We start from the raw sequence: 20,100 nt of genomic DNA on the forward strand, positions 1-20,100 counted from the left end.
CCCGTATAGGAATGGGGGTAGAAAGTATGAACGCCATTAACCGCAGGATCGATGAGCTGCATCAATTGAGGCCTAATTCGATTCCGCCGGACGATCTTGAACTGTTCTGGGAGCTTACTGTGCAGGAGGCGCTTGCTGCCCCTCTGAATGCGGTCAGAACAGAAGTGACAAGCCTAATGAGCGGCATGCGTGTATGGGAGGCAGCCTTCGATGGCTATGCGAACACCACCATTCATGCTCTCTACATGACACCGGCTTATACGGAAGGGCCTTATCCCTGCCTGGTTACATTCCCCGGGTACACGGGAGGCAAGGGGGAGCCTGAGCACTACGCAAGCTGGATTCTGATGGGCTGTGCCGTGCTCGCAGTAGATGTGCGGGGACAGGGCGGCAGCACAGGCAGCATGCTGGGCAGTATGCATGGGACGAGTAAGGGCTGGATTACAGAAGGTATACTCGATAAGAACAACTGTTATTATAAGGCTGTAGCGGTCGACAGCCTGCGGGCTGTACAGTGGCTGACGGAGCAGCCGGATATCGACCAGGCCCGAATTGGCGCTACAGGTGCAAGTCAGGGAGGGGGACTGTCGCTGCTGGTATCAGCCCTGCATCCTGCGGTATCCCTCACTAATGCGGACATTCCTAACCTGTGTCATATGGATTATGGGGTTCTGTACTCGACAGGCTCGCTGTCTGAGGTGGCGGATTTCTGCCGGAGATCCCCGGATCAGACCGAGGTAGTGATGGACAATTTACGCTACTTCGACATGCTTCATCTTGGCAGTCGTATCCGTGGCCCGGTGCTGATGTCGGTGGGCTTGAAAGACACCGTATGTATGCCGGAGCAAGTGTTTCCTATGTACCACGCTATTGCCTCCGAAGAGAAGCGGCTGGATATCTATCCATTCACGGGCCATATGGTTGAGCCGGCGCAGCAGCGGAACGCAGCGGTGTTTGTGAAGAAGCATTGGCGGCTGTAAGACCATTCATGACAAGAGACGGGTTCCTGAACGTAGGGATTCGTCTCTTGTTTCATTTGCTTCGGTGACAAAACCATTGACACCTCCAGAAAATGGTTATATGATTCCAACTATTCCGTAAGTCATCTGACAAGAAAGGTGGTGCCAATGAACATGGCTGAGCCCCAAACCATTCAACATACCATGCAGAAACCAGGCATGTCCGGCTATACAAGCGCAGCCTTGCGGCAGCAGCTGTACAGAAGATCACTGCTTGTAGTCGTTCTGTCGCAAATATTCGGGGGAGCGGGACTTGCCGCGGGGGTAACCGTAGGAGCCCTGCTCGCGCAGGATATGCTCGGGACCGACCGTTACGCAGGTATGCCTGCTGCACTGCTAACGCTTGGCTCCGCTGCTTCAGCCTTTCTGGTCGGGCGGCTGTCGCAGCGCTGTGGGCGCAGGCTCGGGCTCTCGGCAGGGTTCTTAGCCGGCGGTATAGGCGCATTAGGGGTTGCAGCCTCTGCAGTCGCTCATAACATTTGGCTGTTATTCATCTCTCTCCTTATTTACGGCGCAGGAACCTCGACTAACTTGCAGGCCAGGTATGCCGGAACGGATTTGGCGAAGCCCAATCAGCGGGCGACTGCTATTAGTATCGCCATGATGGCAACGACCTTTGGCGCGGTAGCGGGCCCGAATTTGGTAGATGCTACAGGCCGGTTTGCCTTATCGGTCGGAGTCCCGGCGCTTGGCGGCCCGTTCCTGCTGGCGGGTGCAGCGTTCATTGCGGCCGGCCTGGTGTTATTCATTTTACTGCGGCCTGATCCGTTCCTTGTGGCAAGTTCCCTCGAAGCCCCGCTTGGCAAGGGACAATCCGAACAAGCTGGAGGTACAGTTGGAGGACAGGCTGCGCATAAACGTAAACTAATTGTCGGAGCAACGGTTATGATCTTGACACAAATCGTTATGATTGCCCTCATGACGATGACGCCAGTACATATGATTCACCACGGATATGGTCTGGGAGAAGTCGGGGTTGTGATCAGCATACATATCGGCGCTATGTACTTGCCGTCCCTCGTAACAGGCATACTGGTAGATAAGATCGGTCGCATTGCGATGTCTTATGCTGCGGGTGCCGTGCTGCTTGCAGCTGGCGTGCTCGCGGCGCTGGCGCCTGCTGAGTCTATGGCTGCATTGATTATTGCTCTTGCCTTGCTGGGAATAGGCTGGAACCTTGGCCTAATCAGCGGGACGGCCATTATTGTAGACGCGACAACACCGGCCACAAGAGCGAAGACACAAGGGAAGATCGATGTGCTGATTGCTCTTGCGGGCGCTTCCGGGGGTGCGCTGTCCGGGATGGTCGTGGCACAATCCAGCTACGCTGTATTGTCATTGGGGGGTGCGATCCTGTCGCTTCTTTTGATACCTGTGGGTCTCTGGTCGAGAAAGGGAGCAGCCAAGGAATAATTACGGAAGCAAGCAGTCTGACCTTGCCGGGTTCTTCGCCAGAACCGGCAAGATTTTTTCTGTTTACACAAGGCTGTGATAGAATGTTCGCATACTAGTTGTCCGAATCGTGGGGGAGAAAGGGGATCACACCAATGAATATCAACCTGCAGGAATTGATGGACAAACAGCGAGCGTACTACAACAGCGGGGCGACCATACCGGTCGCATTCCGCAAGCAGCAGCTGTGTCTCCTGTATGATGCTGTGCGGAAGAACGAGCAAGAGGTGACCGAAGCTGTCCGCAAGGATTTCGGCAAGCCGGAGATCGAGACGTTCGTGACAGAGATTGGCTTCCTGCTGGCAGAAATTCGTCATGCCATCAAGCATATCGACAAGTGGGTCAAGCCTCGTAAAGCGGCCGGTTCACTGGCTCTAGTTGGGTCGAAGAGTTACATTGTTCCCGAGCCTCTTGGACTGTCCCTTATCATTGCGCCTTGGAATTATCCATTTCAGCTGGCGCTTGCTCCTTTGGTTGGGGCGATTGCAGCGGGGAATTGTGCGATCTTGAAGCCTTCGGAGCTGACGCCGCATACCTCTGCTGTTATCGCCAACCTATGTGCCGGACTTTACCCGGAAGAGTATATCACTGTAGTTGAGGGAGGTGTGGATGTCAGCACGCATCTGCTGGAGCAGCGGTTCGATGTCATATTCTTCACAGGCAGCACGAATGTTGGCCGGGTGGTTGCAGAGGCGGCGGCCAAGCATCTGACACCAACCATTCTTGAGCTGGGCGGGAAAAGTCCGACTATCGTACATCAGGATGCGAAGCTGGATCTGGCAGCCAGGCGCATCGTATGGGGCAAGTTCCTGAATGCTGGGCAAACATGCGTTGCGCCGGACTATATCCTTGTGCACAAGGATATTAAGGAAGAACTGATCTTAAAGCTTAAGCAGGAGATTGACAAGGCATATGATGATGTAATGGGTGGTAGTACTCAATTCCCCTCTATAATAAATGACCGGCATTTCGAACGGCTGGCTGTTCTGCTGAAGGACGGCAGCCTTGTACACGGCGGGCGAACGGATGCCGGACGGCGTCTGATTGAGCCCACTTTGCTGACAGATGTGGAATGGATGAGTCCAGTCATGCAAGATGAGATCTTTGGTCCGATCCTGCCTATCCTGGTGTATAGCGAAATAGAAGAAGCGGTTCGGCAGGTGAAGTCACGGCCCAAACCACTGGCTCTATACCTGTTTACCGAGAGCAGGGAGGTTCAGCAGCTTGTGCTGGAGAACATTTCCTTCGGAGGCGGTTGTGTTAATGATACGCTGATGCATCTGTCATCTCCCTCGCTGCCTTTCGGCGGAGTTGGTCCGAGCGGCATGGGTGCTTATCATGGTCTGTACAGCTTTGAGGCATTCTCACACCGGAAGAGTGTGTTAAAACAGACCACTCGCTTCGATATGAGCATTCGTTACGGCAGATCGCCAGCTGCAGTCAAGCTTCTAAGGCGGCTGCTGAAATAACTGCTGCAGGCAAGGGCCGTCAGTGCGGTTGATCGCATTACGGTCCTTGTTAGCTGCTGGTCCATAAACTCCTCGACAAAGACGTATACAATATAACCCCCTAATAATTCCCCTGCTTATTTCCATTTAGATGAATGCCAAGCCTTAATACTTCATAAACATGAATGAAACCGCTCTTATACCGGAGCCTACAGACCTGGTTATATGTGTCATATTTTCTTGCATTAAAGTGGTTGTTCCGTAGGTTGTAAGTTTACATTGACAGGTAAATTGACATAATAATATACTTGGTAGGTAATTAACTACTTGAAAGAGGGATAAATTACAATTCGGTGTTAACAAAATTACTCAATAGCTCACTTACTTGTTTGGTCGTCTGATGAAATGTAATCCTTTATGAAGAAGGAGAAGGTGCCATGGCTGAACCGTTAATGACAATCCAGAACCTTCAAACCCACTTTGTCACGGATAAAGGAGCCGTTCCTGCCGTGGATGGCATAGACCTTCATATTCGCAAAGGCGAAATTGTCGGAATAGTCGGAGAATCTGGCTGCGGGAAGAGTGTCACTTCTTTATCCATTATGGGTCTGCTGCCGAAGCCGGCAGGCACCATTGCCGGCGGACATATTTATTTTAAAGGCGAGGACTTGGCGGTCACCAGGGAGAGGCGGATGCAGGCGCTGCGCGGGAACGAAATCTCGATGATTTTCCAGGAGCCGATGACGTCGCTGAACCCGTTAATGACCATTGGTGAACAGATCTCCGAGTCACTTCGGATTCACCGTCGCATGAGCAGGAAGGAAGCATGGCGAGAATCGATTGCTATGTTGGATAAGGTGGGGATCTGCCGAGCGGAAAGCATAGTGCGCGAGTACCCGCATCAGCTGTCCGGCGGGATGCGCCAGAGGGTCATGATTGCGATTGCCTTATGCTGCGAACCGGAGCTGCTGATCGCCGATGAACCGACCACCGCGCTTGATGTAACGATTCAGGCACAGATACTGGACTTGATGAAGAAGCTTAACGAAGAGACAGGCACAGCCATACTGATGATTACGCATGACCTTGGTGTAGTGGCCGAAACGTGTCATCGTGTAGTCGTCATGTACGCAGGCAAGGTAGTAGAGGAAGGCAGCGTTAAAGATATTTTCTATAAGCCGCGACACCCGTATACACGCGGACTTATCCGTTCCATTCCGAAGATGGACAGCGACGGCGGGCGGCTGTACTCCATACCCGGCAGCGTGCCGCTGCCCGGCACGATTACAGAGGGCTGCCGGTTCGCTCCCCGCTGCGAGCATGCTTATGAACGCTGCAGGACAGAGATACCCGAGCTGCAGGGGGAAGAGCCGGGGCATCGCAGCCGCTGCTGGCTGTAAACGTGAGGAGGTACTGCTATGCAGACAACCATTCTGGAAGTAAATGAGCTGCGAACCTATTTTCCAATCCGCAAGGGGATTCTGCAGCGAACAGCGGGATATGTCAAAGCGGTGGACGGGGTTAGCTTTCGAGTGAATAAAGGTGAGGTATTCGGGATCGTAGGTGAGAGCGGCTGCGGCAAATCCACGACCGGCAGATCCATTCTGCAGCTTATCAAGCCGACAGGCGGTGAAGTGATATTCGAAGGGCAGGATGTAACCCGCTTGAACGAAGAGGCCATGCGCAGGCTGAGAAGAGATATGCAGATTGTGTTTCAGGATCCGTTTGCTTCTCTCAATCCAAGGCACAAGGTAAGCAAAATTCTGGAGGAGCCGCTCCTGGTTCATGGCTTCGGTACGGTCAGGGAGAGGCGGGAGAAGGTGGCCGAGCTGATCGAAACGGTGGGTCTTAATGCTTCCCAGCTCGAACGATATCCCCATCAATTCTCGGGTGGTCAGCGTCAGCGGATTGCCATAGCGAGAGCCTTAATGCTGAGACCGAAGCTGATCATTGCCGATGAACCTGTGTCTGCGCTGGATGTCTCCATTCAATCCCAGATCTTGAATCTGATGCAGGATCTTCAGCAGTCGTTTCAGCTGACTTATGTTTTCATAGCGCATGACTTAAGTGTGATCAAGCACTTCTGTGATCGCGTTGCCGTCATGTATCTGGGGCAGATCGTGGAGATGGCGGACAAAGAGTCGCTGTACAGTGAGCCCCGGCACCCTTATACGAAGGCGCTGCTGTCGGCGGTGCCTAACCCGGACCCCGAAGGACCACGTGAGCGCATCATACTGGAGGGCGAGGTGCCTAGTCCAGCCAATATGCCGCAGGGCTGTGTGTTCCACACCCGTTGTCCCATGGCGGAGGAGCGGTGCAGGCACGAGCGTCCTGTTCTTGAGCAGACCAGTCACAATCATGCGGTAGCTTGCCACCTCTATGCTTCACCCGCGGTTTAGCGGCACATTCATACATACTTTCATTAGTAAAAGGAGAGGTTCTATGTTACACAAATGGGCAAAGTTCAGTACGGCAGGCATACTTGCGCTTACACTGCTGCTGGCCGGCTGCAGCGGCAACAACGCAACTGGCGGTAATGGCAATACGGCCGAGCCTGCAGGCAATGCAAGCAGCAAGACCTCGGACACTTCTGAGCCATCAGCAAGCACACAGGACACGATGATTATTGCAAGGGGCGGAGATTCGGCTGCTCTTGACCCGTCTATCGTAACGGACGGTGAATCGTTTAAGGCGACACAGCAGATGTTGGAGCCGCTGCTCGGCTATAAGGACGGGACTACCGAGGTGGAACCGCTGCTTGCCGAAAGCTGGACCGCTTCCCCGGATGGTCTCACCTATACCTTTAAGCTTCGCCAGGGTGTGAAGTTTCATGATGGAACTGATTTTAACGCCGATGCCGTAGTCTTCAACTTCAACCGCTGGAGCGATCCGGCGAGTCCCTACAAGTTTGCCGAGGATTCCTTCTACTATTATGATTCGATGTTTGGGCCGGAGGATGACCGGGTGATCAAAGAGGTCAAGGCAGCTGATGCCTACACGGTGGAGTTCGTGCTTAACAAGCCGCAGGCGCCTTTCTTGCAAAATCTGGCCATGCCGCCGTTCGCGATCGGCAGTCCGAAAGCCATTGAAGAGAAGAAGGAGAAGTTCAAATCCGAGCCGGTTGGCACGGGGCCTTTCGTCTTCAAGGAATGGAAGCGGAATGAATCTATAACCGTTGAGAAAAATCCGAACTACTGGCAGGAGGGCCTGCCGAAGCTGAACCGCGTCATCATTACTGTTATCCCCGATAACTCGGCCCGCTTCACGGCATTGCAGAATGGGGAGATTGATTTGATGGAGGGCCTCAATCCGGATGACCTCGCCAAGCTGGAGAGCGCGCCGGAGCTTCAGAAGCTGACCCGTCCGTCCTTCAATGTCGGTTATCTAGGCTTTAATCTGAAGAAGAAGCCGTTCGATGACCCGAAGGTGCGGATCGCATTGAACCACGCTGTGAATAAAGCGGGCATCATTCAGGCCTTCTATGGCGGTTTGGCAGAACCGGCTATCAACCCGATGCCGCCGGCTACGCTAGGCTATAACCCGGATGTGCAGGACTACCCGTATGACCTCGAGAAAGCGAAGCAGCTGCTGGCCGAAGCCGGTTATCCGGATGGGCTGCCAGGTGAGTTCACCTTCTACGCCATGCCTGTTGCCCGTCCTTACATGCCTGACGGCAAGAAGGTAGCGGAGGCAATACAGGCAGACTTCGAGAAGATCGGCGTGAAGACCAACATTGTATCGCCGGAGTGGGCGACCTATCTGGATGATACGAAGAAGGGCGACAAGGATGATCTGTATATGCTTGGCTGGCAGGGTGACAACGGGGATCCGGATAACTTCCTGTACGCTCTGCTAGCCAAGGGAAGCAGCAATAATTACAGCTTCTATGGTAACGAAGAAGTGTATCAGATGCTTGTCGACGGACAGTCCGAGCAGGATGCGGCCAAGCGGGAAGAACTTTACAAACAGGCTCAGGTGCTGATCAAGCAGGATGCGCCTTGGATACCGCTGGTGCATTCAACGCCGATTCTTGCAGCGAGCGCCAAGCTGGACGGCTATATCCCTTCGCCGACAGGCTCGGAGCCTTACAGCACGGTAACCTTTAAGTAGACTGGATAAGTAAGGGAACAGGCGGCAGTCATCTGCCGCTTGAATTCCCTTTTAACAGCACACCACAGGTCAGAGGGTGATTATGATGTTGAATTATACCATCCGCCGGCTTCTTATGCTGGTGCCGGTCCTGCTTGGCATGACGATCATCGTCTTTCTCATTATCCATGCCATTCCGGGTGATCCGGCGGAGGTTATTCTGGGCGAGAAGGCTTCCGAGGAGTCGAAGCAGGCGCTGCGTCAGGAGCTTAAGCTGGATGAGCCGCTGTATGTCCAATATGGAGATTTTCTCCAGAAGCTTGTAAGCGGCAATTTAGGCACCTCGATCCGCACGAAGGAAGCGATCAGCGAGGAGATTATGCCTTACTTGGCTGCAACCCTGGAGCTGACCATCGTCAGCATGGCTTTCGCCGTATTTGTCGGAGTTAATGCAGGGATCATCAGTGCATGGAAGCAAAATTCCTGGTTCGATTACGCGAGTATGCTTATTGCGTTAATTGGCGTGTCGATGCCGGTCTTCTGGCTCGGCCTGATGGAGCAGTGGATATTTTCCCTGAAGCTGCAGTGGCTTCCGTCCATTGGAAGGATGAATCCGCGGGATCCGATTGAGACGGTCACCAACCTCTATACAATTGATGCGATGCTTGCGGGCAGATGGGATCAGCTGTGGACGGCTGTCAAGCATCTCATACTGCCCGGTATAGCGCTCGGAACAATTCCAATGGCGATCATTGCGCGGATGACACGTTCCAGCATGCTGGAGGTGCTGCGCTCGGACTATATCCGGACAGCCAGATCCAAGGGAATGTCGCAGTTTCTTGTGATTTATAAGCATGCACTGCGCAATGCTTTCATTCCTGTGCTCACGGTTATCGGTCTGCAGACCGGCATGCTGCTTGGCGGCGCTGTCCTTACCGAAACGATATTCGCCTGGCCTGGTATCGGACGTTATATTTTCGATGCGATCGGCTCACGAGACTACCCGGTTATTCAGACAGGCATCCTGGTGATCGCCTTTCTATTCGTTATGATCAATCTGCTGGTCGACCTGCTGTATCATGCTGTCGATCCAAGAATCCGTTACGACTAAGGAGGGGAATGAATGGCGCAAACTGCAGCAAAGGTGCAAACGGTTATACAGCCGCCTGTGTTCACGAACCCTTGGTCGGAAGGATGGCGCAGTTTCCGGTCCAACAAGATGGCCATGGCGGGTCTCTTCATGATCCTGTTATTCATCGGAGCAGCAATAGCGGCACCCTACATCACAACATTTGATTATAAGGAACAGGACTTGATGGGCAGACTGCAGGCGCCGGGGGCCGAGCATTGGTTCGGCACGGATGACCTGGGGAGAGATATCTTCACACGCATTATGTACGGAGCGAGGATATCGCTCTGGGTAGGCTTTAGCTCGGTTATGGGCTCGATACTCATCGGAACGCTGCTTGGCATCGCGGCAGGCTATTACGGAAGATGGGTGGATATGCTGATTTCGCGCGGATTCGATATTTTGCTGGCCTTCCCTGGCATTCTGCTGGCAATTGCGATTGTGGCAGCGCTTGGCCCATCCTTGCAGAACGCGCTTCTTGCCATTGCAGTAGTCAATGTGCCGGTATTCGGCAGACTGGTTAGAGCCAAGGTGCTGAGCCTGAAGAATGAGGAGTATGTTACAGCCGCCAGGGCACTCGGCATGAGGAACGGACGCATTATTATGCATCACATTCTGCCGAACTGCCTCGGACCTGTCATCGTGCAGGGGACGCTTAGCATTGCGACCGCAATTATTGAGGCTGCCGCTCTTGGTTTCCTTGGATTAGGCGCCCAGCCGCCGGAGCCGGAGTGGGGGAAGATGCTCTCGGATTCCAGGCAGTTTATTGCGACCGCGCCATGGACTGTTATTTTCCCGGGGCTGTCTATTATGCTGACTGTGCTTGGATTCAATCTGATGGGTGACGGCCTCCGTGATGTGCTGGACCCGAAGATGAAGAACTAGGTGCAGCGTCTGTGCATGTTTTAACGTTCCAATGCTAAACCTAACCAGGTATCCACCCACTAGAGATGTGGCGACGACTTAACTTAACTTAGAATGGCGAGGTGATCCTGGTGGCTAACAAGAATAATGATAACAGCTCGTTCATGAATCAGACCAAGAATGCTTCCAAAGAAGGCTTCGATGTAGTGCATGATACAATCGACGTCATTGGCGACGCGACGTCTACAGCCGCGAAGAAGGTCACGAATACGGCTTCGAATGCGATGGGCAATGTGACAGGCAATAAGGAGTAAGAATGATGAACAACCTGCAGGCAAAATGCCGGCAGGTTGTTTTTTTGTGCGTAGCCATATATTCTACCCGCTGCAGCTGCAGGTATTCTCTTCCTCGCACACAGGTGCTTGGCGGGGTACAATATCCAGAATATTGCCGTAACGGTCATGTTCAAAATGACAGCAGGCTTCGAGTATTTCCTTCAGCTTCTGTCTGCCGCGCTGTACGCGGGATTTTGCCCCTGAGTAAGAGATATTCAGCATGTCGCTGACGTCCTTCTGCGAGCAGCCATTCAGCTCGGTAAGAATCAGGGCTTCCCGGTATTTGGCTGGCAGCTCATCAAGGAAGGGCATCAGGCAGGCGGAAAATTCCTGATTCAGGTTATGCTCTTCCTGCTCCAGCTGTTCCGACAGCTGCTCCGGCAGTTCCTCCATACGCTTCTCCTTGCGGTAATAGTCCACGATGGCATGCCTTGTGATCTGATACATCCAGGCTCTTAGCTTCTCTTCTTCCTGTAGGGTATCCAGCCGTTTCAGAATTTTGACGAAGACATCCTGGAGGATGTCATCCGCCGCTGCTCTGTTGCCTGTCTTCCCGACTATAAATTTGTGCAGCGGACTGTGAAATGATGTCCACACTTCTTCAATGTTAAGCATTTGTTTGACCTCCGTAACGCTCGCTGATGTTCTTACTATATAAGACGGTGTTAGGGAAGAAAAGACGCAATTTTGCCAGCCGTTATTTATTTTGCGTCCTTTACGAGACATCTTCGTCTACATAAGCAACCAATCATAAGGAGGGCGATAAGCATGAATGAGCTTACGCATGATCAGATTCGTCAACAGGTAAGAACCCGTTACCGGGAGATTTCACTGCAGAGTCAACAGAAGGAGAGCGAACCTAATACGTGCTGCAGTCCGGCAGCGGGCTGCTGCAGTCCGGCAGATGAGGCATCCTCCAAAGCAGGGTATTCAGCTGAAGATTTATCCAGCGTTCCGGAGGGTGCGAATCTGGGGCTTGGCTGCGGGAATCCGCAGGCCATTGCTGCTTTGCAGCCAGGTGAGGTTGTCGTGGACCTTGGCAGCGGGGGAGGCTTCGATTGCTTCCTGGCTGCCCGGAAGGTAGGTGAAACCGGCCTTGTGATCGGCGTTGATATGACCCCGGAGATGGTCAGCCGTGCCCGGCAGAATGCAGCTCGTGGCGGCTATACGAATACGGAATTCCGGCTTGGGGAGATCGAGCATTTGCCGATTGCGGACAGCACGGCTGACGTCATCCTGTCCAACTGTGTGATCAACCTGTCGCCGGATAAGCCGCAGGTGTTCCGTGAAGCATTTCGCGTGCTGAAGCCAGGCGGGCGTGTCGCTGTTTCAGACGTTGTGATGACAGCCGATCTGCCCGAAGAGCTGACTGCTGGCAGGGACTTATACTCCTGCTGTGCAGCAGGGGCATCACGTATCGAGGATTTGCGAAAGATGCTGGCGGAGTCTGGTTTTAGTGGGATTACAATTGAACCCAAGGAGGATTCGCGGGCTTTTATTAAAGACTGGGTACCTGGCGTCCGCATCGAGCAGTATATCGTTTCAGCAGTCATTCAAGCGGTCAAGCCGTAAAGAAACATGGGGGAAGGAGAGGTCGGAGAAGATGAATAATCTAAATCTATACACGGCCGAAAAATTAATGCACGAAGCGCGCGAACAGCTGGAGAAGAAAGCCGCACTATTCTGGATGGATCATAGCTTGACGCCGCATAACTTATCCCTGGGAAGGATACTATATACACGAGTTAAACGGTTATTCGTTAGCAGGAAGGCTGTTAAAGGCGCTAAATACCAGCTATGCTGCAGCAGTTGCTGTTAAGAAGAATAGGAAGAACAGAGGAGTCCTGGCGGGCTCCTTTTTTAGGGAGAGGGCTGAATTATATCTTTACATTATTGCTAATCAATAAATAAAGATATAAAATAGAACACGTTATGATATCGTTTACATTAAGGAGGCTTTCCCTAATGGCTTCATTCGAGAATTGTCCATTGAAGTTTCCCGCTGAACCGCCGGCACAACCGCTGAAACCGGTATTCAAGGAAAATGAGAAACCGGCCGAGCCGGAGAAGTACAGCCTGTGGGGCTCGCACGACCCCGCTATCTACCGTGATCCGGTAAGCGGCAGCTATTATACGTATTGTACTGGCGCAATCGCCAGACGCTCCCCCGATCTCATTACCTGGGAGACGATCGGCAAAGTTGTGGAGGCACCCCCTAAGGAGTCATCGGAATGGGTTGGAGATGAGGGGATTTGGGCCCCTGATATCATCAAGGTGGGAGACGAGTATCGCCTATACTGCTCCAATTCTACTTGGGGAGTCAGACAATCCGCTATCTTCCTTGCTGTCTCCGACAGCCCGGAAGGTCCTTTTATCCCCAGAGGAGTTGTATTGAAGACCAGCCATGAATCCTCTGTAAATGCGATTGATGCCAATCTGGTCATCGACGAGGAGACCGGTCAGCAGTACATGGCCTACGGTTCTTTCTGGGGCGGGATGCATATTCTCAAGCTTGATGCAGAGACCGGCCTGGCGGCAGAAGAAGGCATCGGAACCTGTATCGCACGCAGACCGCAGTGGCTGGATGGCGCTATTGAAGGCCCATATATCCGCTTTAACCCAGACACAGGCTATTACTATCTGTTCGTATCCTATGGATCACTTAAGAGTGATTATAATATCCGTGTGGGCAGAAGCCGGTCGGTGACCGGTCCGTATCTGGACCCTAATGGAAGGGATTTAACGGATCTGGAGGACTACAAGAACGAGATTGGCTACATGATCGCCTGCGGGTTCCAATACGGCGACGGGCAGGGCTACATGGGTCCTGGGCACAATTCGGTACTGCGCGACTCGGACAACCAGTGGTACCTGGCCTGCCATATCCGGGAGCATAACCATAAGGAACCACAGATCGCCACAATGCACATCTATAAGATGTTCTGGACGCCTGACGGCTGGCCGGCCCTTAATCCGGAGCCTTATGCCGGCGAACAAACGCAGTCTATTGACAGGGAGTGGCTTGTAGGGGACTACGAACGGATCAAGCTGGCTCCTGCTGTGCCACAGGGAGTCCTGAATTCCGTTCCCATGACTCTGCGGGACAACGGCGAGTTTGAATGCTGCTCGGTAAAGGGTGAATGGACGTACGTTGACGGCAACACAATCTCGATTTCGTACGGGAATGTAGTGGAAACGCTGATCGTAACGCCAGCCTGGGATTGGCAGGTGGGCGAGCCCACTATTGCATTTACGGGCAAGGACCAATTCGGCGTAGCTGTGTGGGGCAAGAAAGTCTAAAATTGTGAACTGAAGAGCAGCCAGGTCTTACCCAAGCAGCGGGGAGGACCTGGCTTTTACTAAGGAGTGAAAACAGATGATTAACCTGATTAACCATCGGGACGAACAGACAGCAGCAGAGCTGCTGGCACTGCAGATGGCCTCTTATCAAGTAGAAGCCGATATTATCGGCTATAACGATTTGCCCCCACTGCGTGAGAACATAAGAGACATTATGGAATCGAAGGAAATCTACTTAGGCTGCAGCAAGGAGGGCCGGTTGGCCGGTGCGGCCGCATTTGAGATTGAGAAGGTAACCCTGACGGTCTGCAAGATGATGGTGCATCCTCAGTATTTCAATCAGGGTATTGCCAGCAGGCTCATGGAGGCGATTGTTGAACAGGGAAGACAGGTAATGAATATAGCCGTTTCCACGGGAGCCGCCAATGAGCCCGCCATCCGGCTGTACCGCAAGCATGGATTCGAGGAGTCGGGGAAGACGGTTATAGACGACAAGCTTACCATTATTCATTTGATTAAAGTAATTAATACTTAATGTTATTAATAAGTTGATTACCATTGTCTTCGTTCGAACAGAGCAACAATCAGGGAGAATCCGCAGACAACACTTGTATAATCGAAGGCTAATGGGATGAACATAAAGTATTGTACGACAGCTATGAGCAGGGTTGGAATTGTTACCGCCATCAGAATGGTATGGTTAATTCTAACCCTTTTCAAGTTGACCAGCAGGAAGGCGATATACACCTAAAACAGCGTTAATGGCATCAGGCACACCATTGAACTAAAGTTCAAGCTTTCGGATGCTTAGAAGGAGCAATACGGCTTTTGCTGCTCCGACCGTGAGCAGAATGACAGGTATAACAAACATGAAATGGCCAATGCCGACTAAGAAAACAAATATCACGGACCATGGCACTAACAGCTTCGGGACAAGCAGCAGAATAATAAGCGGGATCACAATATTCAACAGCAGGACTTCCAACGCATGCATAATAAGCTTCAATCTCGTCGTTGTGAGTCTGGATCTCCATGTGATAAGCGTGTAGACAGAACGAGCTGTATAAGCTAATGCAATCAATACAATTATTCCGATGACCAGGTACGTCTGATCAGGATCAGCTATATCTACCATGGGCTCATTGCCGTGAAGAATACGGCTTACTCCTTCCATTAACTGATCGTAAGAATCGATATGAAAGAAGTCTATTGAATTAGTGAGCAGCACTATTCCATAATCGCCTTCCAGAACTATCTTCGAATAGGTGTTTTCAGTAGATCCGTCGTGATAGATCCTGTTATTGTTGACGGTCCATCCCATGGCATAGAAATTGTCGCCCCACATGGGAGCAGCTGGACGGTGCATCAGCTCCGCACTTTGCTCCGATACGACGGAAACGCCCCTGAAATCCCCCTTGTTCAGTTGAGCTATCATATAGTTAGTCATATCTTCCACACTTGAAATCAAATAGCCGGACGGAACTGTGCCCTGATGTTCAGCCTGCCGCGTAGGGAGCATGAAGCCAAAGACGGGCTGATAACCAGCTGCCAAAAGGTTCGTTACATCATCTGGAGAACCGAAGCTGTTATTCATATGAAGCGGGATGAAGATGTGCTTGTTTATGTACTCCTTATAGCTCATGCCGGATGCGGACTCGATAATACCGCCGAGAATATCATAGTTTAGATTCGAATACTGAAAGACAGACCCTACAGGTTCGGTAAGCCTGGTCCCGCCAAGACTCCGAAGGTGCTGTTCGATGGGTTGGTTTCCCTTTGTCAGCGACTTTTGTCCGTCATAGGTAGAGAGACCGCTGGTCTGATGAAGAAGATGTTTCACCAGTAGTTTGCTGGATGCAGCCTCATCCGCCAACCGGAACCATGGTAAGTACTGCTGCACAGGGGCTTCCAGGTCAATCCTGCCTTGGTCGGCCAATTGCATAACAGCCAGCGCGGTGAAGGATTTGCTCACGGAGCCGATCACAAAGGAAGTCTGCGGTGTAACCGGTGTTTTATCCGGACCTGCATAGCCATATCCTTGCTGATAGAGTAGCTGATCTCCTTTGACGATACCTAGAGCAGCGCCGGGGATATGAAGCTTTTGCATGGCAGAAACGATGAAATTGTCGATCGTGTCTGTGTCGATGTCTGGACGTTCAGCATCTGCACTTGAAGGGGCACTTAAGCCCAACGCAGCTGCCATGCAGATCAAGATTAGTTTCATTCCAAATGCAGATTGCTTAAAAGGAGTCTTCATGTTTGCGATCACTTAACCTTTTCATTTAGATTCTTATTGGAGTTGAGCTGGATTTCTCCTTAGCTGCTTCCTATAAGGCTGGTAGGCTCAGTATAGCTGTTGAATATGACTCCACGGTGACTAGGATGGTGACAATACTGTCACCTGGCCTTCTGTATATTCAGGAATAATCCATCCTTTTCAGGATTGCTGCATTTCCAATTCATAATAGTTTTGCTATAGTAGCGTTAAACCGTTTATAATGATATTGATTATCAATATCACTTTAATTGACAGAGCAGATGGACATACAGGAGTGGTCTGCTTCCATGCAGAGGGGAGAATGAATATGATCGAACAAAACATGGATTTGTACGACGTAACCATTATAGGAGGAGGGCCTGCCGGACTGTTCTCGGCCTTCTACAGCGGGCTGCGGGAGATGCGGACGAAGCTGATTGAGTATCAGCCGGTGCTGGGCGGCAAAGTCCATGTCTATCCGGAAAAAATGATCTGGGATGTCGGCGGGCTGACGCCGACGCTTGGCTCCAAGCTTATTGATCAGCTGGTTGAGCAGGGATTAACATTTGATCCAACGGTGGTGCTTAATCAGCGCGTAGCCTCAATTGAACAGGAGGAGTCGGGTGTGTTCGTCCTGCATACCGCAACAGGGGAGAAGCATTATACCAAAACAGTCATACTGGCGGTGGGCGGCGGTATTCTTGAGCCGCAACGAATTGATTTGGAAGGGGCCGAGAAGTTTGAAGTGAGCAACCTTCACTATGTGGTCAAATCGTTGAAGCGGTTCAAGGATAAGACGGTCATTATTTCGGGCGGGGGGAACTCGGCTGTAGACTGGGCGAACGAGCTGGAGCCAATCGCCGCCAAAGTATACCTCACCTACAGGAAAGACGCACTTAATGGCCATGAAGCACAGGTCAAGCAGCTGATGAACAGCTCGGTGACATGCTTCTTTCATTCGACGATTACCAAATTGATCGCATCACAAACACAGGAATGTATAGAACGTGTTGTGCTTACCAACCACCTGACCGGTGAAATTCTGGAACTGCCCGTTGATGAGGTGATCATTAACCATGGCTACGAACGGGACGGGACATTGCTGGAGAACAGCAAAGTAAAGCCCGAACTGAAGGACGGGTATTATATTGATGGGCAGCCGACGAGTGCGAGCTCCGTTCCAGGCATCTATGCGGCAGGAGATATTCTTACACATGAGGGCAAGCTGCATCTGATCGCAGGCGCCTTCCAGGATGCTGCTAATGCGGTAAATCAGGCGAAGCTGTATATCCAGCCCGAAGCGCATAAAGGCGGCATGGTCTCTTCCCATAACGATATATTCAGCAGCCGCAACCGGGAATTAATCAAGCAGATGATCAAGTAGTCCGGCGGCCCATTTGACGTCCGGGCAGACTCCGCTCATGTCTGAGCTGCTTGAGCTGCCGGGGCGGGTATCCAGCCAGCCGGACGGCATATCGATGGCTAATCCGAATATTGAGAAACTGTTGGAATTGCACCGAATATAATCATCATGTTTGCGGGACAATAGGAGAACTACAGCGATGAAATAGTAAAAAGGCCTTCCAGGAAGGCCTTTTTTACCATGCGTGCACAACCTCATTAGATGAGAATTGTACGAGTGATAATAACAAGGAGGATAAACAACACAAGAATAGTTCCTGTGCTGGTCCAGAAGCCTGCAGCTCCAACTGCTGTCATGGTGATCCACCTCCTATCGCGCTTAATGCTATATAGTATGTCGGACAGCTAACGAACGACTAGACACTTTGGCATTCAATTTTCGCGGGTTCACACAAAAAAAGCTGATCGCCTTGTGCCTGCGATCAGCTTTTTTTATTTATCAATGGCTGTGTGTTGTTATCTTAGATCCTTCAGGAGATTGCTCATCTTGGTGTACTGTCCGCTAACCCGTTCAATCGTGTAGTTGTAGAGAAGCTGATTCTTAGCCAAACGGGACATCTCGGCATCAATATCAACGTTGTTGCCGTTGTTATTCATGGTCTTGTTCCGGGATTCAACGACTTTAATTGATTCATCCGTCTGTAAGGGCAGATGTCTGTCATGTGTGCGTTTGAGTGAAACATCGGATGGCTGACGGCCGAGAATCCGGTCCAATTCATCCTGAAACGCGACATGGGTCGCCTTGTAATGGGGCGTATCGGCATTGGAGATATTGTTGGTGATCAGTTCATGCTGCTTGGTGAGAACCTTCAGAAGCTTCTGATGTTTGGAGTTAGTAAAGTCAATCACTGCCGTGCCTCCTGTATGAGCGGTTGATGCTTCTATTATAACTTAATAATCATGGATTGTCTTGTCGAATTATCGAGGTTTGTGCAGAATTAATAGCATTCATGTCAAATGACGGGGCAGCAGCTTACTGGACTGTCTTCTAATTTATTCTTGTGTGCGAATAGTATAGGGATTCGTATGCAGATGCTTCGAGTTCAAGATCAGGCAGCGGCAGCTCACGGATGTTATTCTTCAATTTATTAATCAGTAAGGGATTGTTAGCAAGCAGCTTAATTCGCTGAGCCAGGTGGCGGGCGTCGGCGGTACGGAAGGTATAGCCATTCAATCCGTCAACAATTTTTTCTGCCATGCCGCCGATATTAGAGCTTAATACTGGCACATGTGAAGCCAGTGCTTCATGTAAGGCCAATGGATGATTCTCATACCAGATGGACGGAACGACTGCAATGTCAGCCTCTTGATACAGGGAGGGCAGTTCTGCTTCTGTATACGTTCCTCGAAACAGAATACGCTTATCCTTGCGCGCCGCACGGTGCAGCAAAGCGGTGTATTCCGGTGAACCGGATCCGTAAATGAGCAGCTTGATCCGTTTCGAAGGAACGAATGACATTGCTTTAATAAGCACATGCACGCCTTTGTGTTCATTTAGAGATCCGCCGTACAGCAGGGTTAACGAGCTGTTCTTATGGTATTGTCTCTCGTTAGGGACAAGTGTCTCATGACGCATCCCATGGTGAATCACCTCAATCGGCAGAGAAGGGATAACATGCTTGATGAATGATGCCAGGAAGGCGGATGGGGCCAGTATATGCCGTGCGGCCAGCAAAAGTGGTGTTACAGCTTGGAGCCGTTCTGCGGCATCCGGGATCTGGCAGTGAGCCAGACAGGACAAGCCGCCTTCGGGACCAGCGCAAAGCTGACGATTAGAATGAAGCAAAATAGACTTCGGGCATACCGTCCAGAAATCTGTCAGTGTGAGTACATAGGGTATACCAAGACGCAGTGCCGACTGCATAAAGGCTATACCGCGCATGGGATGTGCAATGTGTATAATGCTCGGCTGCTCACGTGTCAAGATGTCATCAGCAAACATAGATAATAAGGAATCATCAGCTGTGACAGGCGGGGGAGTATCCCCTTGAAGCTGCCGATAGGCGATGACTGGGATGCCTTCATACTCATATTCCTGGCTTACGATATCCGGATTATGGGAAGGCAGGTCAGCAGATAAGGTGCTGCTGTAAGTCACAACCTTTACTCGGTGCCCGAGCTTCTGTGCGGCTCGTGCCAGGTTAAGAACAAATTTCTCTGTGCCAGTATAGGATTCCGGGTAGAATGTATGCACAATGTAGAGAACATTTAACGGGAGGCGGGAACCAGGCTGCGCTCGAGTGTCTGACGGGAGCTTGTAATGGCTCACTTCAGGAAGTGACAAGGGAGGAGGCTGTATGACCGGATTTGCGCCTGGTCGCTTTTTGTGTTTCCGGTATACTCGACGTTTGCCTAATCGCGGTTTAATTATCAGGCTCGCTTTACCAGCCTTGCCTTTCGATGTTCGTCTGGCTGCCTGACGTTTTCTGTTAGCTGTAAGCCGCTTCTTGCTCTTCAGCAGACGGCGGGTATAGAAGGGTCGTGTCTTCTTCTTGCCTGTTGCCCGGCTTAATTGCTTACTTGCCTTCAAGCTCTTACACCTCCTCTATGGCTGCGGTCCTCGTGTTATACACTGGGTTATCATATGTCTATCCTGATCTGTTGTCGCGGGCGGGTGTCGGAGAATGCTGACGATTGAGGGACGAGAGACAAGGCACTTACGCCAATTTCTTGACAGTAGGTCTTGGCCGTTTCGGCTTTGTCCCATGTACATATATTGGAAGTGTAACTTATACGAGGAGGTCGAGATCGATGAGATGTAAATCCTGGTGTCAACCATATAAGC

Annotated in this window: 18 protein-coding genes; 13 read left to right on the plus strand and 5 right to left on the minus strand. The window is 51.4% G+C overall.

Features of this window, described 5'->3' with window-relative positions:
- Window positions 1-26 precede the first annotated feature (26 nt).
- From DNH61_RS03120 to DNH61_RS03160, 9 genes are all read left to right on the plus strand, one after another.
- The gene (locus DNH61_RS03120; protein WP_111145214.1) at window positions 27-980 is read left to right on the plus strand and encodes an acetylxylan esterase; all 954 of its coding nucleotides are present in this window, start codon (window positions 27-29) and stop codon (window positions 978-980) included.
- Between the two features lie 198 nt (window positions 981-1,178).
- Window positions 1,179-2,432, plus strand: a complete 1,254-nt coding sequence (locus DNH61_RS03125) for an MFS transporter (RefSeq protein WP_425452201.1) — start codon at window positions 1,179-1,181, stop codon at window positions 2,430-2,432.
- Between the two features lie 134 nt (window positions 2,433-2,566).
- On the plus strand, window positions 2,567-3,940 hold the full coding sequence (locus DNH61_RS03130) for an aldehyde dehydrogenase (RefSeq protein WP_111145215.1): 1,374 nt from the start codon (window positions 2,567-2,569) through the stop codon (window positions 3,938-3,940).
- Between the two features lie 416 nt (window positions 3,941-4,356).
- Window positions 4,357-5,319, plus strand: a complete 963-nt coding sequence (locus DNH61_RS03135; protein WP_111145216.1) for an ABC transporter ATP-binding protein — start codon at window positions 4,357-4,359, stop codon at window positions 5,317-5,319.
- 18 nt (window positions 5,320-5,337) lie between these two features.
- Entirely contained in the window at window positions 5,338-6,318 is a 981-nt protein-coding gene (locus DNH61_RS03140) for an ABC transporter ATP-binding protein (RefSeq protein ID WP_111145217.1), read from the plus strand.
- Between the two features lie 43 nt (window positions 6,319-6,361).
- Window positions 6,362-8,029 carry an ABC transporter substrate-binding protein gene (locus tag DNH61_RS03145; protein WP_111145218.1) on the plus strand — a complete coding sequence of 556 codons (1,668 nt, stop codon included), beginning with the start codon at window positions 6,362-6,364 and terminating at the stop codon, window positions 8,027-8,029.
- An 85-nt stretch (window positions 8,030-8,114) separates the two neighbouring features.
- Window positions 8,115-9,119, plus strand: a complete 1,005-nt coding sequence (locus DNH61_RS03150; RefSeq protein ID WP_111145219.1) for an ABC transporter permease — start codon at window positions 8,115-8,117, stop codon at window positions 9,117-9,119.
- Window positions 9,120-9,131: 12 nt separating this feature from the next.
- Window positions 9,132-10,022 (plus strand): ABC transporter permease, encoded by an 891-nt coding sequence (locus DNH61_RS03155; protein ID WP_111145220.1) that lies wholly within the window; start codon window positions 9,132-9,134, stop codon window positions 10,020-10,022.
- Window positions 10,023-10,132: 110 nt separating this feature from the next.
- Window positions 10,133-10,315, plus strand: coding sequence for a hypothetical protein (locus DNH61_RS03160; protein WP_146240937.1), 183 nt, complete (start codon window positions 10,133-10,135; stop codon window positions 10,313-10,315).
- 63 nt (window positions 10,316-10,378) lie between these two features.
- Here DNH61_RS03160 and sigZ read toward each other — a convergent pair whose 3' ends face one another.
- The gene (gene sigZ, locus DNH61_RS03165) at window positions 10,379-10,951 is read right to left on the minus strand and encodes an RNA polymerase sigma factor SigZ (RefSeq protein ID WP_111145222.1); all 573 of its coding nucleotides are present in this window, start codon (window positions 10,949-10,951) and stop codon (window positions 10,379-10,381) included.
- A gap of 153 nt (window positions 10,952-11,104) precedes the next feature.
- Between sigZ and DNH61_RS03170 the strand changes: the two genes are divergently transcribed.
- The 3 genes from DNH61_RS03170 (at window position 11,105) to DNH61_RS03185 (ending at window position 14,171) form a co-directional block, all read left to right on the plus strand.
- On the plus strand, window positions 11,105-11,908 hold the full coding sequence (locus DNH61_RS03170; RefSeq protein ID WP_111145223.1) for an arsenite methyltransferase: 804 nt from the start codon (window positions 11,105-11,107) through the stop codon (window positions 11,906-11,908).
- A 393-nt stretch (window positions 11,909-12,301) separates the two neighbouring features.
- A complete protein-coding gene (locus DNH61_RS03180) occupies window positions 12,302-13,636 on the plus strand; it encodes an arabinan endo-1,5-alpha-L-arabinosidase (RefSeq protein ID WP_181438563.1) in 1,335 nt (444 codons plus the stop codon).
- 76 nt (window positions 13,637-13,712) lie between these two features.
- Window positions 13,713-14,171 carry a GNAT family N-acetyltransferase gene (locus tag DNH61_RS03185; RefSeq protein WP_111145226.1) on the plus strand — a complete coding sequence of 153 codons (459 nt, stop codon included), beginning with the start codon at window positions 13,713-13,715 and terminating at the stop codon, window positions 14,169-14,171.
- A 249-nt stretch (window positions 14,172-14,420) separates the two neighbouring features.
- Here DNH61_RS03185 and DNH61_RS03190 read toward each other — a convergent pair whose 3' ends face one another.
- Entirely contained in the window at window positions 14,421-15,893 is a 1,473-nt protein-coding gene (locus DNH61_RS03190) for a serine hydrolase domain-containing protein (protein WP_245947886.1), read from the minus strand.
- A 328-nt stretch (window positions 15,894-16,221) separates the two neighbouring features.
- On the opposite strand from DNH61_RS03190, the gene DNH61_RS03195 reads away from it, so the two are divergent.
- Complete coding sequence (locus DNH61_RS03195; protein ID WP_181438564.1) at window positions 16,222-17,277, plus strand: NAD(P)/FAD-dependent oxidoreductase; 1,056 nt, start codon at window positions 16,222-16,224, stop codon at window positions 17,275-17,277.
- Window positions 17,278-17,513: 236 nt separating this feature from the next.
- Here the strand turns inward: DNH61_RS03195 and DNH61_RS03200 are convergent, their stop codons facing one another.
- The 3 genes from DNH61_RS03200 to DNH61_RS03210 all read right to left on the minus strand — a co-directional run bounded on the left by DNH61_RS03200 (window position 17,514) and on the right by DNH61_RS03210 (window position 19,845).
- Window positions 17,514-17,612, minus strand: coding sequence for a dihydroorotate dehydrogenase (locus DNH61_RS03200; protein WP_111145227.1), 99 nt, complete (start codon window positions 17,610-17,612; stop codon window positions 17,514-17,516).
- 159 nt (window positions 17,613-17,771) lie between these two features.
- Complete coding sequence (gene flgB / locus DNH61_RS03205; protein WP_111145228.1) at window positions 17,772-18,164, minus strand: flagellar basal body rod protein FlgB; 393 nt, start codon at window positions 18,162-18,164, stop codon at window positions 17,772-17,774.
- 139 nt (window positions 18,165-18,303) lie between these two features.
- Window positions 18,304-19,845: a glycosyltransferase family 4 protein gene (locus DNH61_RS03210; protein WP_111145229.1), complete on the minus strand. Its 1,542-nt coding sequence runs from the start codon at window positions 19,843-19,845 to the stop codon at window positions 18,304-18,306.
- Between the last annotated feature and the right edge of the window lie 255 nt (window positions 19,846-20,100).

It is taken from the genome of Paenibacillus sambharensis (genome assembly GCF_003233845.1).
Lineage (GTDB): Bacteria > Bacillota > Bacilli > Paenibacillales > Paenibacillaceae > Paenibacillus_I > Paenibacillus_I sambharensis.

What these genes read in the sequence shown, in the direction of transcription:
- DNH61_RS03120 (WP_111145214.1), top strand. Translation starts at nt 27, where the DNA reads ATGAACGCCATTAACCGCAGGATCGATGAGCTGCATCAATTGAGGCCT.
- DNH61_RS03125 (WP_425452201.1), top strand. Translation starts at nt 1,179, where the DNA reads ATGTCCGGCTATACAAGCGCAGCCTTGCGGCAGCAGCTGTACAGAAGA.
- DNH61_RS03130 (WP_111145215.1), top strand. Translation starts at nt 2,567, where the DNA reads ATGAATATCAACCTGCAGGAATTGATGGACAAACAGCGAGCGTACTAC.
- DNH61_RS03135 (WP_111145216.1), top strand. Translation starts at nt 4,357, where the DNA reads ATGGCTGAACCGTTAATGACAATCCAGAACCTTCAAACCCACTTTGTC.
- DNH61_RS03140 (WP_111145217.1), top strand. Translation starts at nt 5,338, where the DNA reads ATGCAGACAACCATTCTGGAAGTAAATGAGCTGCGAACCTATTTTCCA.
- DNH61_RS03145 (WP_111145218.1), top strand. Translation starts at nt 6,362, where the DNA reads ATGTTACACAAATGGGCAAAGTTCAGTACGGCAGGCATACTTGCGCTT.
- DNH61_RS03150 (WP_111145219.1), top strand. Translation starts at nt 8,115, where the DNA reads ATGTTGAATTATACCATCCGCCGGCTTCTTATGCTGGTGCCGGTCCTG.
- DNH61_RS03155 (WP_111145220.1), top strand. Translation starts at nt 9,132, where the DNA reads ATGGCGCAAACTGCAGCAAAGGTGCAAACGGTTATACAGCCGCCTGTG.
- sigZ (WP_111145222.1), bottom strand. Translation starts at nt 10,951, where the DNA reads ATGCTTAACATTGAAGAAGTGTGGACATCATTTCACAGTCCGCTGCAC.
- DNH61_RS03170 (WP_111145223.1), top strand. Translation starts at nt 11,105, where the DNA reads ATGAATGAGCTTACGCATGATCAGATTCGTCAACAGGTAAGAACCCGT.
- DNH61_RS03180 (WP_181438563.1), top strand. Translation starts at nt 12,302, where the DNA reads ATGGCTTCATTCGAGAATTGTCCATTGAAGTTTCCCGCTGAACCGCCG.
- DNH61_RS03185 (WP_111145226.1), top strand. Translation starts at nt 13,713, where the DNA reads ATGATTAACCTGATTAACCATCGGGACGAACAGACAGCAGCAGAGCTG.
- DNH61_RS03190 (WP_245947886.1), bottom strand. Translation starts at nt 15,893, where the DNA reads ATGAAGACTCCTTTTAAGCAATCTGCATTTGGAATGAAACTAATCTTG.
- DNH61_RS03195 (WP_181438564.1), top strand. Translation starts at nt 16,222, where the DNA reads ATGATCGAACAAAACATGGATTTGTACGACGTAACCATTATAGGAGGA.
- DNH61_RS03200 (WP_111145227.1), bottom strand. Translation starts at nt 17,612, where the DNA reads ATGACAGCAGTTGGAGCTGCAGGCTTCTGGACCAGCACAGGAACTATT.